The sequence below is a fragment of the Haloarcula sp. CGMCC 1.2071 genome (assembly GCF_037078445.1).
Taxonomy (GTDB): Archaea; Halobacteriota; Halobacteria; order Halobacteriales; family Haloarculaceae; genus Haloarcula; species Haloarcula amylolytica.
The window spans coordinates 345,091-360,933 of the sequence record NZ_JAYMGY010000002.1 but is presented as its reverse complement, the minus strand read 5'-3'; the positions used below and the strand labels follow the sequence as shown (position 1 = coordinate 360,933).

The 15,843-nt window shown below is 64.7% G+C and carries 12 protein-coding genes; 3 read left to right on the top strand and 9 right to left on the bottom strand.

The window, feature by feature from the left end:
* Nucleotides 1–129 precede the first annotated feature (129 nt).
* The 3 genes from VI234_RS05835 to hemL form a co-directional block, all read right to left on the bottom strand.
* Nucleotides 130–984 carry a ribose-phosphate diphosphokinase gene (locus tag VI234_RS05835; protein ID WP_336329486.1) on the bottom strand — a complete coding sequence of 285 codons (855 nt, stop codon included), beginning with the start codon at nt 982–984 and terminating at the stop codon, nt 130–132.
* A gap of 112 nt (nt 985–1,096) precedes the next feature.
* Nucleotides 1,097–1,912, bottom strand: a complete 816-nt coding sequence (locus VI234_RS05830) for an HVO_0234 family beta-propeller protein (RefSeq protein WP_336329485.1) — start codon at nt 1,910–1,912, stop codon at nt 1,097–1,099.
* A gap of 1 nt (nt 1,913) precedes the next feature.
* Entirely contained in the window at nt 1,914–3,251 is a 1,338-nt protein-coding gene (hemL, locus tag VI234_RS05825) for a glutamate-1-semialdehyde 2,1-aminomutase (protein ID WP_336329484.1), read from the bottom strand.
* Between the two features lie 177 nt (nt 3,252–3,428).
* On the opposite strand from hemL, the gene nasA reads away from it, so the two are divergent.
* From nasA to VI234_RS05810, 3 genes are all read left to right on the top strand, one after another.
* Complete coding sequence (gene nasA / locus VI234_RS05820) at nt 3,429–5,534, top strand: assimilatory nitrate reductase NasA (protein WP_336329483.1); 2,106 nt, start codon at nt 3,429–3,431, stop codon at nt 5,532–5,534.
* Nucleotides 5,535–5,854: 320 nt separating this feature from the next.
* Nucleotides 5,855–7,177, top strand: a complete 1,323-nt coding sequence (locus VI234_RS05815; protein ID WP_008307248.1) for an MFS transporter — start codon at nt 5,855–5,857, stop codon at nt 7,175–7,177.
* Nucleotides 7,178–7,690: 513 nt separating this feature from the next.
* Nucleotides 7,691–9,457, top strand: coding sequence for a nitrite/sulfite reductase (locus tag VI234_RS05810; protein ID WP_008307249.1), 1,767 nt, complete (start codon nt 7,691–7,693; stop codon nt 9,455–9,457).
* Nucleotides 9,458–9,793: 336 nt separating this feature from the next.
* On the opposite strand, the gene VI234_RS05805 is transcribed toward VI234_RS05810, so the two are convergent.
* The 6 genes from VI234_RS05805 to VI234_RS05780 all read right to left on the bottom strand — a co-directional run bounded on the left by VI234_RS05805 (nt 9,794) and on the right by VI234_RS05780 (nt 15,636).
* Nucleotides 9,794–11,149 carry a substrate-binding protein gene (locus VI234_RS05805; protein WP_336329482.1) on the bottom strand — a complete coding sequence of 452 codons (1,356 nt, stop codon included), beginning with the start codon at nt 11,147–11,149 and terminating at the stop codon, nt 9,794–9,796.
* 171 nt (nt 11,150–11,320) lie between these two features.
* The gene (locus VI234_RS05800; protein ID WP_004517661.1) at nt 11,321–11,965 is read right to left on the bottom strand and encodes a chemotaxis protein CheC; all 645 of its coding nucleotides are present in this window, start codon (nt 11,963–11,965) and stop codon (nt 11,321–11,323) included.
* Between the two features lie 40 nt (nt 11,966–12,005).
* Nucleotides 12,006–13,364 carry a substrate-binding protein gene (locus tag VI234_RS05795; RefSeq protein ID WP_336329481.1) on the bottom strand — a complete coding sequence of 453 codons (1,359 nt, stop codon included), beginning with the start codon at nt 13,362–13,364 and terminating at the stop codon, nt 12,006–12,008.
* Nucleotides 13,365–13,484: 120 nt separating this feature from the next.
* Entirely contained in the window at nt 13,485–13,943 is a 459-nt protein-coding gene (gene lrp, locus VI234_RS05790; RefSeq protein ID WP_008307253.1) for an HTH-type transcriptional regulator Lrp, read from the bottom strand.
* Nucleotides 13,944–13,952: 9 nt separating this feature from the next.
* On the bottom strand, nt 13,953–14,315 hold the full coding sequence (locus tag VI234_RS05785) for a P-II family nitrogen regulator (RefSeq protein ID WP_008307254.1): 363 nt from the start codon (nt 14,313–14,315) through the stop codon (nt 13,953–13,955).
* Nucleotides 14,308–15,636: an ammonium transporter gene (locus VI234_RS05780; RefSeq protein WP_008307255.1), complete on the bottom strand. Its 1,329-nt coding sequence runs from the start codon at nt 15,634–15,636 to the stop codon at nt 14,308–14,310. The genes VI234_RS05785 and VI234_RS05780 overlap by 8 nt, the downstream gene beginning before the upstream one ends.
* Nucleotides 15,637–15,843: the final 207 nt, after the last annotated feature.

Sequence of the window (15,843 nt, the reverse complement as noted above, 5' to 3'; positions counted from 1 at the left end):
TGCGCCGTGCGAGGCCGACCAGCGGGAGGCCTCGGAACAGGCGAGCGGCGACTAAGAGGAGCCGCGAGCCGTGGCGGCTGCGGAAGCGTCGGATTAAGTCTGTTCACGGCACGGCCGGCCGCGAGGTGTCTACAACTGGTCTGCGACGACCGGCGCGGCGCTGACCTCGCTGACGGCGCGTTCCAGCGTGTCCGTCCCGTAAACTGCTTCGACGCCGGCGCTGTTGAGTTTCGTCAGGGCGTTGCTGGCGAGCATCGGGTGGACGCAACTGACGAAGATCCGCTGGGCGTCGCGGTCGTCGAGGACGCCGACGGACTCGCTCATCGTCGACCCGGTAGCGATGATATCATCGACCAGCACCACATCACGGCCCTCGACCGGCGCGTCGCTGGGGCTGATCTCGATGTCGCCGGTGTCGTAGTCCCGGTCCTTCTCGAAGAAGTCCGTCTCGCCCTCGCCGTATGCGTCCCGGACCGTCGTCGCGAGGGCGATTGCGCCCTCGTCGGGCGAGAGAAAGAGCGGGTCCGTCAGGTCCGCAGGCAGCGGGTCGGCGAGAACACTCGCCGCGTCGACGTTGGTGGCTGGCACGTCGAAGAAATCGCAGACGGCCGGTTCGTGGGGATTTACGGTCAGTACGCGGTCAGTTCCCGTCGAGATGGCGCGGGCCATCGCCCGCGAGGAGACCGGCTCGCCGGGCTTGAACGCTTCGTCCTGGCGGGCGTAGCCCATGTACGGGATGACGGTGACGACCTCGCTCGCGCCGCTCTCGCGGGCCGCGTCCTGCAACTGGAGTAACTGCAGGTGCGCGTCGCTGTCGACGGTCGAGGCAACGACGACAGCGCGCTCGCCGGAGACTGTTTCGGGAACCCGGACAACGTGTTCACCGTCCGGGAACCGCTCGTACTCGACCCGTCCCAGCCGCTCGCCCGTCGCCTCGGCGAGGGTCGCCGCGAACGCCTGCGTGTCCGCCCCGGGGATAATCATGTGCGGTGGGTGGCTGTCCGGGCTAAACCTCTTTTCGATTCCGTAAGCGGGTGTGTCCCGTGAGACAGGCACGCGGCCGCTCGGCTCCGCCGGGCCGCGTCACCGCCGGGTGTCAGGCCACAGCGACGCCAACGACATCGGGGACGCCCAGCGAGCGCTGTCGCCAGCCGCCCTGTCCGTCGGCGGTCGCCTCGGCGGCGGTCGCGACGAGAAAGGTCCCGTTCTCGGTGATAGCGTAGGTGTCGTCGCCGTACGTCACGTCGACGACGCGTTCGGTCGCCGGCAACGAACAGGGCTCCCACGCGCCGTTTGACAGTTCATACAGGCCGTCCGCCGCGGCAGCGTGGACGCGCTCACCGTCGCTTGCAACCGCCAGATGTCGGCCCGACCGGACCTCGCTCCACTCGCCGTCGCTGTCGGCGCTCTCGCCGTCGTAGCGGTACAGCCCGCTCTCGGTCGCGGCGTAGTCGCCGGCCACATCGGCCACGTCCACCAGGCCGAGTCGGTCGAGCGACGGCAGGGCGTACACGCCCTCGGCCGCGGCGAGGTGGTCGCCGTCGATGGCACGGACGTCCGCGATTTCGCCGACGTCTCGCCACTCCCCGTCGTACCGAGCGACGCGGCCGTCGCCGGCTGCGAGCAGCCCGTCGCTGTCGTAGCCGACGGCGGTGGCCGGCCCGAACCCGGTCGGAACGAAGCCGTCGTCGGTCAACACGAGCACGTCCTCGTCGGTGGCGACCGCGACTTCGCCGCTTGCGCCGGCCACATCACGGGCATTGCACCGTTCGCTCAGGCTGAACCGCCCGATCTGGCCGCCGGCCGTCTCGACGCGGGTGACGCCCAGTCCTGACGCGACGTACGCGTAGGTCTCCGGACGTTTCGCCCCGTACATCCGCTTCTCGGACAGTGCGATGTCGTCGTCGCTCACCTCATATCGCCTCTTTGTATGCTTCGAGCGCATTCTCTATGTCTTCACCTGTGTGGGCATCACAGATGAACTGTGACTCGAACTGGTTCGCCGTGAGGAACACGCCCTGGTCCTTCATTGCGGGCCAGAACAGCCGCTCCCACCGCTCGGTCTCGGCCTGTGTCACGTCGTGACCGGTCTTCGGACAGTAGTCGAAGCGCGGACAGGACTCCCGCTGCCGGCAGCCAGCCTCGCAATGTCCGTCGAAGGAATCCGGGCCGTCACGGGTGAAGATGACTTTGAACATCGAGTCCCGGCCGACGACGGTGTACTCGGGAGCCTGGTCTTCGAGGATGTCCTGCAGCCCCGACCGGAGGCGGTCGCCGAGGTCGTTGACGTGGTCGTATACGTCGTGTTCAGCTGCATACCGCAGCGTCTCCAGGCCGGCCGCCATCGTCACGGGGTGGCCAGAGAACGTTCCGGACTGGAACACATCGCCAGCGGGGGTGAACTGCTCGATGATTTCGCTTTTGCCGCCGATGGCCCCGACCGGGAAGCCGCCGCCGACGATTTTCCCGAACGTGGTGATGTCGGGGTCGATGTCGAACGCGCCCTGGGCACACTGGAGGCCGCCGACGCGGAAGCCGGTGATGACCTCGTCGAAAATCAGCAGCGAGCCGTGGTCGTCACACAGCTGTCGGAGCGTGTCGTGGTAGCCCTCGACCGGGTGGACGATGCCGTAGTTCCCGAGGATAGGTTCGGTGAGAACGGCCGCGATGTCGTCGCCGTGTTCCTCGAACACCTCGTGGGCGGCTTCCTCGTCGTTGAACGGCACGGTCAGCGTGTGTTCGGCGAAGCTCTCGGGGATGCCGGGACTGGACGGGGCGGTGTGGTCTCCCTCGCCCTCGACCAGCGTGGACTCCTGTGCGCCGTGGTAGCCGCTCTGCATCACGACGATTTTGTCCCGCCCCGTGTAGCCACGAGCCAGGCGGACCGCCGAGACTGTGGCCTCGGTTCCGCTGTTGACGAACCGGAGCATCTCGACGCTGGGGACGTGCCGGGTGACGAACTCGGCCAGTTCGACCTCGACTTCGGTGGGTGCGCCGTACATCGGCCCCTCAGCGGCGTGTCGCTGGATGGCTGACTGGACCTGCTCGGGCAGGCTGTGGCCCAGCAGCAGCGGACCATAGCCCATGACGAAGTCGATGTAGCGGTTGCCGTCGGCGTCGATGACGTGTCCGCCGTCGCCCTTCTCGACGAAGAACGGGTAGGGTCGTGTCGCTCGCACGGAGGAGTTGACGCCGCCAGACAGCACCGACAGGGCGCGGTCATACAGCGCTCGCGACTGCTCGTGGTTCATACGCTGCCGTTTGACCGCTGTCAGAAAGAAACTGTTGTTAGCTCGCGGTCCCACCGACCTAGTGGACGGATGTCATGCGTTCACCGGTAAAATAAATATTTCGTAAAGAGTCACTGTTATACGGTGCGTATTCATCTATGTAATTACGATAATGGCATCCGAACGTACTGCGATATCATGCCAAACTGGACAAATGGGCGTCTTGACGGCGCGTGGGCGGCTGTGAGCGACTGGGTACCGACGACGTGTATGCGGTGTGCCGTTGGCTGTGGCCACATGCACCAGGGCGCCGACGAAGGGTACGGTATCGACGCTGTTCGTGGCGACGCCGCCCATCCGGTCAGTCAGGGGCTCGCCTGTGCGCGTGGCCTCCGGGAGAGCAAGGCCCCCGACGGGGAGTGGCTCACCCGACCGATGGTCCGCAGCGACGGCGAACTCCGCCAGACACAGTGGGACGTCGCGCTGGCTCGCGCCGTCGAGGGACTCCAGGCCGTCCACCAGCAGGACCCCGACTCCGTCGCCGTACTGGGCAGCGGCCAGCAGACGAACGAGGCCGCATACGCGCTGGGGAAGGTCGCCCGCGGCGGCTTCGGCACGACGAACTACGACGCCAACACGACGCTGTGCATGGCCAGCGCCGTTACCGCCTACTACCAGGCCTTCGGCAGCGACGCGCCGCCGTGTACCTACGCCGACATCAGCGACGCCGACCGACACGTCGTCTGGGGGGCGAACCCGGCGGTCGCCCACCCCGTGATGTTCCGTTGGATTCAGCAGTCTGCTGACGAGGATGGCGTCGAAATCATCGTCGTCGACCCCGTCCGCTCCGAGACCGCAGAGAACTCCGAACACCACGTCGCGCCCGACCCGGGGAAGGACCTCGCGCTGGCCCGGGCTGTCCTCGCCCGCATTGTCGAAACGGGCCGAGTCGACCGCGAGTTCGTCGACGCGGCGACCGCCGGGTTCGAGGATCTGCTCGCGACGCTGCCCGACGCCACGGACGCAGCCGCCGAGGCCGGCGTCGAGATGGCCGAGGTGGACCTGCTGGCCGACGCGATGGACCAGCAGGCGCTCATCTACTGGGGGATGGGCATCAATCAGCACGTCCAGGGAACCGAGACCGCCCGGGCGCTCATCGACCTGACGCTGGCGACGGGGAACCTCCGGCCCGGCGGCGGCCCGTTCTCGCTGACCGGCCAGGCCAACTCGATGGGGACCCGCATCTGCTCCTCGAAGGGGTCCTGGCCCGGCCAGCGGGCCTTCGAGGACCCGGACCACCGCCGCCTCGTTGCCGACCACTGGGACGTGCCGGTCGACCGCCTCCCCGATGACACCGGCCCCGGCCCGGTCGGGATGCTCGAAGGCGAGCCGGACGCCGTCTGGGCCGTCGCCACGAACCCCGTCGCCGGAATGCCGGAAGCCGATTCAGTCCGCGAGACACTGGAGGACGCCTTCGTCGTCGTGCAGGACGCCTTCCACACTGAAACGACGGAAATCGCCGACGTGGTCCTGCCCGCCGCGACGTGGGGCGAGAGCGACGGAACGACGACGAACATGGAGCGGACCATCTCTCGGGTCCGGTCGGCGACCGACCTGCCAAGCGGCGTCAGGCCGGACCTGGACATCATCGCCACCATCGGTTCACGGCTGTTCCCCGGCCTGTTCGAGCGCACGTCGCCGGACCCGTCGGCCGTGTTCGACGAGTTCACCGCCCTCACCGAGGGGACGGTCGCCGACTGTTCGGGCATCACCTACGAGCGCCTCGAAGAGAGCCACGCCGTCAGGTGGCCCGCGCCCGACGGGGAGAGTTCGGGCGGCTACCGCTACTACGACGACGGGTCGTGGTCGTTCCCCACTGCCTCCGGCCGCGCACAGTTCTCGACCGGCCGGCAGGGGTCGCTCCCGGAACCGACCGACGACGACTACCCGCTGACGCTGACCACCGCCCGCGAGGCCGACGGGTACAACACCGGCGTCCGGTCCCGCGGGGGCGAGGCCGGTCCGCTGGTGGCCCGCATCCACCCCGAGACGGTCGCGGAACACAGCGGCCTCGTCACCGACGAGACACTGACTGTCGAGACCCGTCGCGGCTCCGCGACAGTCGACATCGACCGCGACGAGGGCGTTCCCCGCGGGATGGTCTGGCTGCCGATTCACCATCCGGCGACGAACCGGCTGACGCTGTCGGACCGGGACCCGCAGTCCGACGAACCCAACTTCAAGCAGTGTGCCGCCCGCCTCGTCGCCGCCGAGGCTGAACTGCCGCCCGCCACGGCCGACTGAGCCGATATCGGGCGCAGCCCCGACGGCTCGTCGACACACGCTTCTCCATCGGCGTCCCAAGTAATCCAAATATGTCCAATTATTCCCTCGTCCGCTGGGCGTTCAATGTCCTTAAAGAGGGGATATCCGATGATATATTTGCGGTCTATCCACTCAGACCGGAGAGAATAGTCGCTCTGTAAAGGGTTACTGTTATTAAATGGTGGGTCTTTCGAACTTCATGTACTGATGTGGGCACACATCCAAAATAAAAGCGGATTGGTGGACAAAGTCTCGTTACCGACCGTGAACAATGCCGGGTCCGTAACCGAGGTGTCGGCATGGGACTGATCAAGATGACGAAGTACCGGACGCTGCTGCTTGCGACTATCGGATTCAACTTCTCGTTTCTCATCTGGTTCTCCTTCGCGCCGTTTACCGGCCCGATGGCCGAGGAGTTCGGGCTCTCGACCGCGGAAATCGGTATTCTCGCCAGTTCGGCCATCTGGATGGCACCGTTCGGCCGGATGCTCACCGGGTGGCTCTCGGATAAGTTCGGTGCGCCGGCCATCTTCGCCATCGTGCTGGCGTACGTTGGCGTATTCTCGATCGGAAGCGCCTTCGCACAGGATTACTCCGTGTTCTTCGTGCTGCGACTCATCGTGGCGACGGCCGGCATCACGTTCGTCATCGGCATTCAGCACGTCGCCGAGTGGTTCGAAGAGGAGAACCTCGGCCTGGCGGAGGGCATCTACGCCGGCGTCGGGAACGCCGGTGCCGCCGGCGGCGCACTGATTCTCCCCCGCGTGTTCGGCTCCGACTGGAGCGGACCGCTGTTCTCGACGAACTGGCGAGCCGCGTTCTTCTACACCGGCATCGTCTCCATCTTCCTCGCAATCGCCTACTACACGCTCGGCGAGGCCGCGAAAAGCGAGGCGAAACGTCAGGCGACCAAAGAGAACACCAGCTTCAAAGGCTGGATGCACACGGCCACGCGGTACGGCACTGTCGTCCTCGCCGCCGCGTACATCATGTCCTTCGGCCTCGAACTGTCGATGAACGGGTGGCTCGCCACCTACTACCGCGAGGCGTTCAACCAGGACAACCTCGTCATCGCGAGCACGTTCGCGGCGACGTTCTCGATTGCCGCGGGATTGCTCCGGCCGTTCGGTGGCTACGGCAGCGACCTGCTGGCCCGCAAGGAGAAGGACATCCTGCCGTTCTTCGAGGGCCAGTACCGCGAGCAGTGGACGTTCCTCGGCCTCTGCTTTATCGTGCTGATGATGTTCGCCATGACGCTGGCCGGCCTCTCCGGCGTCTTGCTGAACGCTGTCGTCATCGGCTTCCTCGTGGGCACGGGCTGTGCCTGGGCCGAGGGCGCCATCTTCGCGCAGGTACCGGCGATGTTCCCGAACGACTCGGGCTCGGTCGCGGGCGTCGTCGGCGGCGTCGGCACCGTCGGCGGCATCGTCTACCCGCTGTTTTACTCCGCGCCGTGGCTGGCGAATCTCCACATCGGGTACTCCGTGGCCGCCGTCACCATGATTCCGATAGTGCTGCTGTCCGCGTGGGTGTTCCAGCCGGAAATCGCCAAAGTCGCCAACACGGCCGGGTTCGTCGGGGGCACGCAGGAAAGCCCCACCGCCGCCTCCGGCGACGACTGACGCCTATCGGCCTCGAAGACCCTTTTTGTCTCTTTCCTACACGCTATAGTAGCCATTGAAAATCAATGCACACCTGATCGCACGACTGCAGTGCGATCAGTGTGTAAATCGTTTCAATTGTTACTATAGCACCGGTGGACCAACTGCTGTGCCGCGTGTCGTCCTCCGTCGGCTCGCCGCGCGCGCGACTGCCCCCAGTTCTGCGGGGTCACGGCCCGGTCGGGCGAAGCACGCACGCGGAGTGCGCCCGAAGTACCGGTCCGGCACTCGACCGACTATCCGACTGCCGTCCTGCGTTTTTGCCCGTTTCACTGGGGCAGTGTATAACCTCTTTAAAGACCTCTCAGACGGTATAATTCTGGACGGCCGTTTCCTAACCACCTCTAACTCTTTACTTCTTTAACGAATACCGTTATAAGGAGTCAAGCTCAGTACTTAGACGTGAATTAGCGGACATTCAGATAAATATGAGAGATAAAAAGCTACATCCATTAAGAACGGGGGAGCGCGAAGATGGCACATAAAAAGGAGGAGTACAAGGCGGAGCTGTACGGCGACGAGGTACGGGAAAAGTTAGAGGAGTTCGCCGAGAAGGGCTGGGACTCCATCCCTGAAGACGAGCGCGAGAAGTGGTTCTCGCGGTTCAAGTTCTGGGGCGTGTTCCACCACCGCGGCGGGCAGGAGTCGTATTTCATGATGCGGCTGACCAACTGCGGCGGCGTCTTGGAGCCCGACCAGCTCCGGGTCATCGGCGAGGTCGCCCGGGACTACGCGAAGGGACCGGCCGAGAACCCCGAGTTCGGGAACGGCTGGATCGACCTCACGACGCGACAGTCCATCCAACTCCACTGGCTCAAGCTCGAGGACATCCCGGAGATCTGGGAGAAGCTCGAAGCCGTCGGCGTCTCCTCGCGCTCGGCGGGCGGTGACACGATGCGGAACATCTCCGGCTGCCCGGTCGCCGGCAAGGCCGAGGAGTACGTCGAGTCCCGCCCGATTCTGGACGAAATTCAGGAGACCATCCGCGACGACAACGACCTCTCCAATATGCCCCGGAAATTCAACATCTCAGTGACGGGGTGCAAGCAGGGGTGTGCCCAGGACAGCATCAACGACATCGGGCTGGAGCCGGCCCACAAGATCATCGATGGCGAGGAAGTCGAGGGATTCAACGTCCGTGTCGGTGGCGGCCTCGGCGGCCGCGAACCGCGCGAAGCCCGCCCGCTCGACCTGTTCATCCGGCCCGAGCACGCCGTCGAAACGGTCCGGGAATTCGTCGAATACTACCACGAAGCGGGCAACCGCCAGAACCGCTCGAAGAACCGCGCTCGGTTCTTCGTCGACGAGCACGGCACCGACGCCATCCGCGAGGAACTGGAGGAGCGGCTGGACTTCGAACTCGAAACCGCCGGCACCGACTTCCGCGGGGCGTACACGTACAACGCCGGCAAGTCGGCCGAGCACGGGGCCCACGACCACGTCGGCGTCTACGACCAGCAAGGCGACAAGAACTACGTCGGACTTTCGGTGCCGGTCGGCCGACTCTCCGCCGAGGACGCCATCGAGCTCGCGGATCTCGCCGACGCCTACGGCTCCGGCGAGGTACGACTGACTCGCCGGCAGAACCCGCTCATCATGGACGTACCCGACGGGAAGCTCTCGAACCTCCTCAACGAGCCGCTGCTGGAGAAGCACTCGCCCGAGCCGAACCCGTTCGTCCAGGGCGCGATGGCCTGTACCGGGACGGAGTTCTGCTCGCTCGCGCTCACGGAGACAAAGGCGCGCATGGCCCGCCTCCTCCGCTGGCTCGGTGACAACGTCGACGTGCCCGACGACGTGGACCGCATCAAGATGCACTTCTCGGGCTGTACGGCCGACTGCGGCCAGGCGATGACGGCCGACATCGGCCTGCAGGGGATGCGCGCCCGCAAGGACGGCCGCATGGTCGAGGCCGTCGACGTGGGGGTCGGCGGCGGTATCGGCGAGGAGCCGACGTTCATCGAGTGGGTGCGCCAGCGTGTCCCCGCCGACGAGGTGCCGGGGATGATAGCTAACATCGTCGAGGCCTACGCGGCGCTCCGCTCGGAGGGCCAGACGTTCCGGGAGTGGGTCGACGCCACCGGCCACGAGACGATCGTCGAACTGGCCGAACCCAACGAGGTCGAGGGGTACACCGACCCGTGTCTGGCCGACGGCAAGCAGTCGTGGTACCCCTTCGACGACGGCGACAGCCCGGCCCCGACCGACGCCGAGGGCCAGCCGATTTCGGCGGACGACTGACCATGACGGACAGTTCGACCGACAACGACGAGGCGGCCGACCGGTCGGAATCTGTAGTCAAGGGGGTGGCATACGACGCGGCACCGGAGCTACTGGAGTAACGCGGCCCCGGCTCCGAACAGCCGGATACGCCGACGTGACGTGCCCGTCTCAGGGCGCGTCCGTCTGCCTCTGACAGCTGGGGACTGCTCGTGTCCACGTCCCCGCTCGGTTCTCCGTTTGCCGTATTTTTTCCGTTGCTCAACAGCCATCGAGTCGTGGCCGTACACTGTCGGCTATACGCCTGTACCGAATCTCGCCACCGCGAAGCCCTTACAGTAGTTACAGCTGACAGCACTACTCGCCGTAGTCTCCGAGTTCGCATTCGGCGGCCGGGCCGCCGTCACAGTCGTACCCGACCGCCTTCGTGACGCTGAGCAGGTCGTAGAATCGGCCGAGAGACTGCCCGGACTCGGGAAGCCCTTCGACTACCGGCACGCCACGCTGGGCCTGATGGTCACAGCTCCGCATCGTCTGGCTGCCAAGCCCGACCGAGTATTCGTGGTCTTCCAGCTCCCGGATAACCGCCGGCGGGTAGAAGGTGCCGGCCCGCTCGACGGCCGCGGCGTACTGGAGCGTCTGCGCGTAGGCCAGATGGGCCACGCCGGAGGGCCGCTGTGCGTTCCCGTACTCGGCGGTGAAGGCGTTCTTGAACTCGTTTGAGAGGTCAGACGAGACGCTGGTGTCCCACGCGACCGTCCCGACGACGCCGTCGAGCGCCTTCGAGGCGTTCTGTGCCACGATGCGGTTGTACAGCGGCACCACAATCCCCACCTCGTCCGGAAGAATCTCCTGGGCTTTTGTCAGTGAGTTCGCGGCGTCCAGTCCGTAGTGATCGAGGAAGACGACCTCCGCGCCGGCGTCCCGGGCCTGTTTGAGCGGCTCCTCGTAGTCCGTCGTCCCGAGACGCGTCGGGATGCTCGTGAGTTCGACCCAGCCGCTCGACGTGAAGAAATCACGTATCGACGACTCCATGGTCTTGCCCCAGTTGTAGTCCGCGTAGATCTGAACGTACTGAGCCTCCCGGCCGAACCGTTCCTTGAGCACCGGAAGCAGCGCCTGTGCGGTCATGTACGCGTTGAACATCTCCCGGAAGCTGTAGCGGACACAGTCCCGTCCCGTCGTGTCGTTCGAGTGGGTCAGACAGCACATGTACGGGACCTTCTGGGCCTGTGCGACGTCCTGCTGGGCGATGGCGACGGAACTGGACGAGCCACCGGAGAACATGATGACGTCGTCTTGCTCGATCATCTCCTCGGCATTGGCCGTCGCAACTTCCGGCTTCGTCTCTGTGTCCGCAGTGACGTACTCGATGGTCTTTCCGAGCACGCCGTCGCCGCTGAGTACGTCAAAGGAGCGCTGACCGACCCAGCCGCCGCCCTCGTTGAGATGTGTGACGGCGAGCTCGTACCCCCGGAGTTCGTCGCGTCCTTCGGCGGCGTAGGTCCCCGACTGTGGGACGTTGAAGCCGAGTGTGACCGCGTCACCTTCGACCGGATAGTTCCCGAGCGGTGGATGCTCCGGTGTGTTTTCGGTTGTCGAACCCCCGCCCTGGCACCCCGCCAGCCCGGCGAGGCCTGCGGTACCGACCCCACCGGCAATCTGTAGTACGGACCGCCTGTCAACTGCGTCTCCCCCTCTTTCCGATCCCATACCAGCTGTTTTGATGGTAAATATATATAATACTTTTTTCAGTAGGAATGGGTGAACAATTAGCACAGACGGTGTTGGTATCAGGTATCGATGGACCTCAGACTGTCCTCTCGGCGATTACGTCCACTCTGGCCGCGCGATGAACAGGGGAATAGAGATCGCGTGCCGATGTCAGTCAAGAATGTCGCTGGCTTCGGTGTCTACCGCCACGTCAGTGTCGAGGTCGATGTCCTGAATAAGCGCGACGAGGTCCTCCAGTTCGGGGAACGTGTACACGGTCATCCCGAGGTCGCCGTCGTCGACGGTGATACGCGAATCGACGACGAACACCAGGTCTGAGTCCGGCCAGCCACCCATCTCGTCGATGATGCCGTCGGCCGGCCCGAACACGAAGTTCGGTGTCCCCATGTCGATGGTCGTCTCCAGCACGTTGGCCCACCCGTCGATGAACGCGGATGTCATGATGTTGCCGATCTCCTGCATCGCCGACCGTTCCATGTCGGAGAACCCCTCGCCCTCGCTTGGCTCACCCATTCCACCCATCATCGCACTGGCCATCTGCTTGCTGTCGGCCGGTTCGAGCAGAAACAGGACGTAGCCGTATGGCGGCTCGTTCAACTCGACGTAGATGCCGACGCCCTTGTCGTCGCCGATGTGTGTCTTGACGTCCGCAATGTCGAGAAAATTGATCTGTGAGGTCCGAACTGTCGCGTCGAGCCCGGTCAGCTGACCGAGGTTCTCCGCGACTGTCCCAGACCCCTCCTTTGCCATCTGATTGAAAAGGTCCAGCTTCCGCACGTCCACTTTCAAGCCCATATCTTCTGGAGCGGCGCGAGCGGCTTAACGCCACCGCCCGTCAACTGTCGGCCGTCTCGGGTTCGTACGGCCCCAGGTCAGTACACTCGCTTGCCGGATACTCCTCACAGCCGTACGCGACGTCCGTCGAAATCTGGATGACGTCGAGTACCTCGGGACCCTGACTGGATCCTTCGACGACCAGAACTGGCCCTATAGACTGATGATCACATGCCCGCAGCGTCGCCTCGCCGAGTCCGGCCTGGTACGTGGTGCCTTCGAGTTCACGGATGACGGCCGGTGGTTCGAACGTCCCGGCCCGCTCGACGGCCGCGGCGTACTGGAGCGTCTGCGCGTAGGCCAGTCGGGCCTGGTCCGACGGGACCCGGACCTGGTCGTTGGCATACGCCGCATCGAACGACTCCGTGAACGCCGTTGAGAGCGGCGTATCGATGCTGTAATCCCACGAAATGGTGCCGGCGATACTGGCCATGTCGGCGCCGGCATCGCGGGCCAGTTGCCGACTCACGATCGGCATGACGATGTCCATCTCTTCTGGGACTATGTCTTTCGCCTGGTTCAGCGCGGTGACTGCGTCGCGCCCGCGGCAGGACAACACGATGGCGTCGACGTCGGTGTCCACGGCCTCCCGAAACTGCGGTCTGAAGTCCTCCGTTCCGACCCGTGTCTTCGCCGCCCCCATCTCGCTCCAGTTCTCCGACTGGAACCGGCGCTTGAACTGCTCGGACTGCGTGAAGCCGAAATCGGAGCTGGCGTGCAACTGGTAGAACTCCGTTCGCCCGTCGAACCGCTCGGTCAACACCGGAGCCAGCGCGTTGGCGGCCATCCGACCGTTGTGCATCTCCTGAAACCCGTACCGCGAGCAGCCGATCCCCGTGACGTTCGTCCCCGGCGCGAACCCGAGCATGTGGACCACGCCGCGGGTCGGACAGTACTTGAGCAACTCCCGGGCTGTGTTCGTCGACCCGCCGCCGGCGACCATCACGGCACCGTCCTGCTCGACCAGCGTCTCCGCCACGTCCCGGGCCGTTTTCGAACTGGACTCCGTGTCAGCTATGACGCTCTCGACCGTCCGGCCGAGAATGCCGTCCCCGGACAGCGCCTGCCACGCGTCGGTGTCGACCCAGCCGCCGCCCTCGTTGAGGTGGTCGATGGCCAGTTCGAACCCGCGCTGCTGGCCGGTCCCAAGCGGCGAGAACGACCCCGACTGCGGGACTGTGAGGCCAAGCGTCACCTGGTCGTCGTCGACCGGCTGGTTCGCGTACGCTGTGGCACTGCTTGTCGGCGTCGTGGCGCGACTGCCCCCGCCACAGCCGGCAAGTCCGGCGAGCGAACTCGTTCCGACGGCTCCGAGTAGCTCCCGTCGCGTCACCGTTGACCCCCGAGCATCCCAATCCATGATGAAAAATATATTACTACTGCTGTAATTAAACCTTCCTTCATCGCTCAATAGGTCTCCAAACCGATACGGGACGCTACTCACTGCTGTGGTTGCCAGTCGGAAAAACAGGCGTCGTCCTCAGGCGTCAGTTCCGTCGACCGGGAACTGCTCGTGTTCGCACACCGTATTCAGTACGACTGACGTCGAGGCAGATCGGATATCCTCGTCGGTCAGCAGCGTCTTTATCCGCTCGTTCATCGACTTTGTGTCGGTGAACTTCCCGACGGCCACGATGTCGTGGTCGCCGGTCACCTCGTAGACAGCGATCATCTCGCGTCGATCCCGTAACTGGTCCACCACCCGTCCGAGTCCGTCGCCCTCGACGGAGAGCTGGAACACGGCGGTCACGTCGTAACCCAGCGCCCCGTAATCGATGTCGACGGTGTATTCGTCGATCACACCGGTCGCCTCCAGGTCGTCCATCCGGCGCGATACCGTGGTCGCCGCGATACCGGTCGCGGCGGCGACGTCACGGGCGCTCGCCCGGCCGTCCTGGAGCAGTGCGTTCACTACCTGTCTGTCGGTATCATCGACCATTTCGTCCGCTTAGACTGCCTCTGGGCCTTCTTTGCCGGTTCGGACCTGGTAGGCGTTGTCCACGGGGAGGACGAATATCTTACCGTCACCTTTCTCGCCGGTGTGAGCGCCGTCGGCGATGGCGTCGACGACATCCTCCGCGGGGATGTCCGCGACGACCGTCTCGACTTTGACCTTCTGGTGCAGGTCGACGACGTACTCCTCGCCGCGCCACTGCCCCTTCTTTGCGGGCTGTGAGCCGCGGCCGGAGACGTTCGTCACTGTCAGCGAGGGCGCGCCGACCTCCGCCAGCGCCTTCTTCACGTCCCCGAGTTTGTCAGGTCGAACCATTGCCACTACCATCTTGATCTCTGAGTCGTCGGTTTCAGTCATCTTTGGAACCTCCGTCAGTACGCATGCTCGGACTCACTTTACCACCATCGGCGACAACGCTTTCGCCACCACCGAACTCGGGGTAGGTCTCGACGCCGTGCTCGCTGACGTCCAGCCCTTCCTGCTCGTGTTCGGGCGTGACCCGAGCCTGGCCGGCCGCCTTGAGGGCGTACCAGACGACTCCGGTTGCGACAATCGTCCAGCCCGCGATGGCGGCGACACCGATCAGCTGTGCGATAAAGGCGTTAATGACCGACCCGACCGTGCCGGACGTGGCAACGAACGGGAACAGCAGCGTGCCGAGCACACCGGCGCTCCCGTGGACCGGGAAGACGGCACAGACGTCGTCGATTTTCATCCGGTTCTCGATGAAGCTGAACACGACCGGCAGCTGTCCGCCCGCGAGGCCGCCGACGACGATTGCGCCCCACCACGTCGTGGTGTCGGGGATCGCCGTGATGCCGACCAGCCCGGCGAGCAGTCCGTTTGCCACGTACAGGGTGTCGACCTTCCCGGTCTTCAGCCACGCGACCAGTCCGGCACCCATCGCACCGCAGGCCATCGCGATAGTCGTCGTCATCGCGACACGGCCGACCGTCGCGAACGCGCCGAGGGCGAGCGATCCGTCCTCGACGACGAAGACGGTCGCCGCCGTCCCGACGTTGAAACCGTACCAGCCGAACGCGAGGATGAGCGTTCCCAGAACGGCGAAGGTCAGGGAGTGGCCCGGAATGACGTTCGCGGAGCCGTCCTCGTTGTACCGGCCCATGCGTGGGCCGAGGACGTACGCCGCCGTGAGGCCCGCGATGCCGCCCATGCCGTGGACGATCATCCCGCCGGCGAAGTCGTGGAACGCCTCGCCGCCGAAGCTGATGTACGCGCCGGCCCACGTGATCCCGGTGACAACGGGGTAGATGACCGCCGCCAGCAGGAACGTGTACGTGATGTACGCACGGAGCTTGGCCCGTCCGGCGACCGCGCCGGAGACGATGGTCGCTGCCGTCATCGCGAAGACGGCACCGAACAGCCAGCCGACGTAGTCGTTTGCGGCCCCGGCGCCGAAGGCGGGCGAGAAGCCGCTCCCGCCGACCAGGGCACTGATCCCCGAGCCGATCAGGAAGAACACCGTCACGCCGACCGACCAGGTCAGGAGGTTCTTCGTTAGCTGGTTCGCGACGTTCTTCGAGCGCACCTGCCCCGCCTCGAGCATGGCGAAGCCCGCGTGCATGAAGAAGATCAGGAACGATACCACCAGTACCCACAGCAGGTTAACCCCCTCTGCGAGTACGCTCGGATCTACCTGTAGTGCAGTGTAGCTCATTTCTAGCTCACCTGTTTCGTTTTCGTATCTGCAGGCGTCTGAATGTCCAACTTCACTCCACTTTGGCTCAACTTCTTCAACTCTTTCACGAGAAAGGCTCTGGTAACAACACTACATAAGGTTTGCCTTTATGAACACGGAAATTAGAGGGGATATGGTAGACGACCGTCCAGATTAGGGTATGATATTATGGATATAAGGTTGTTC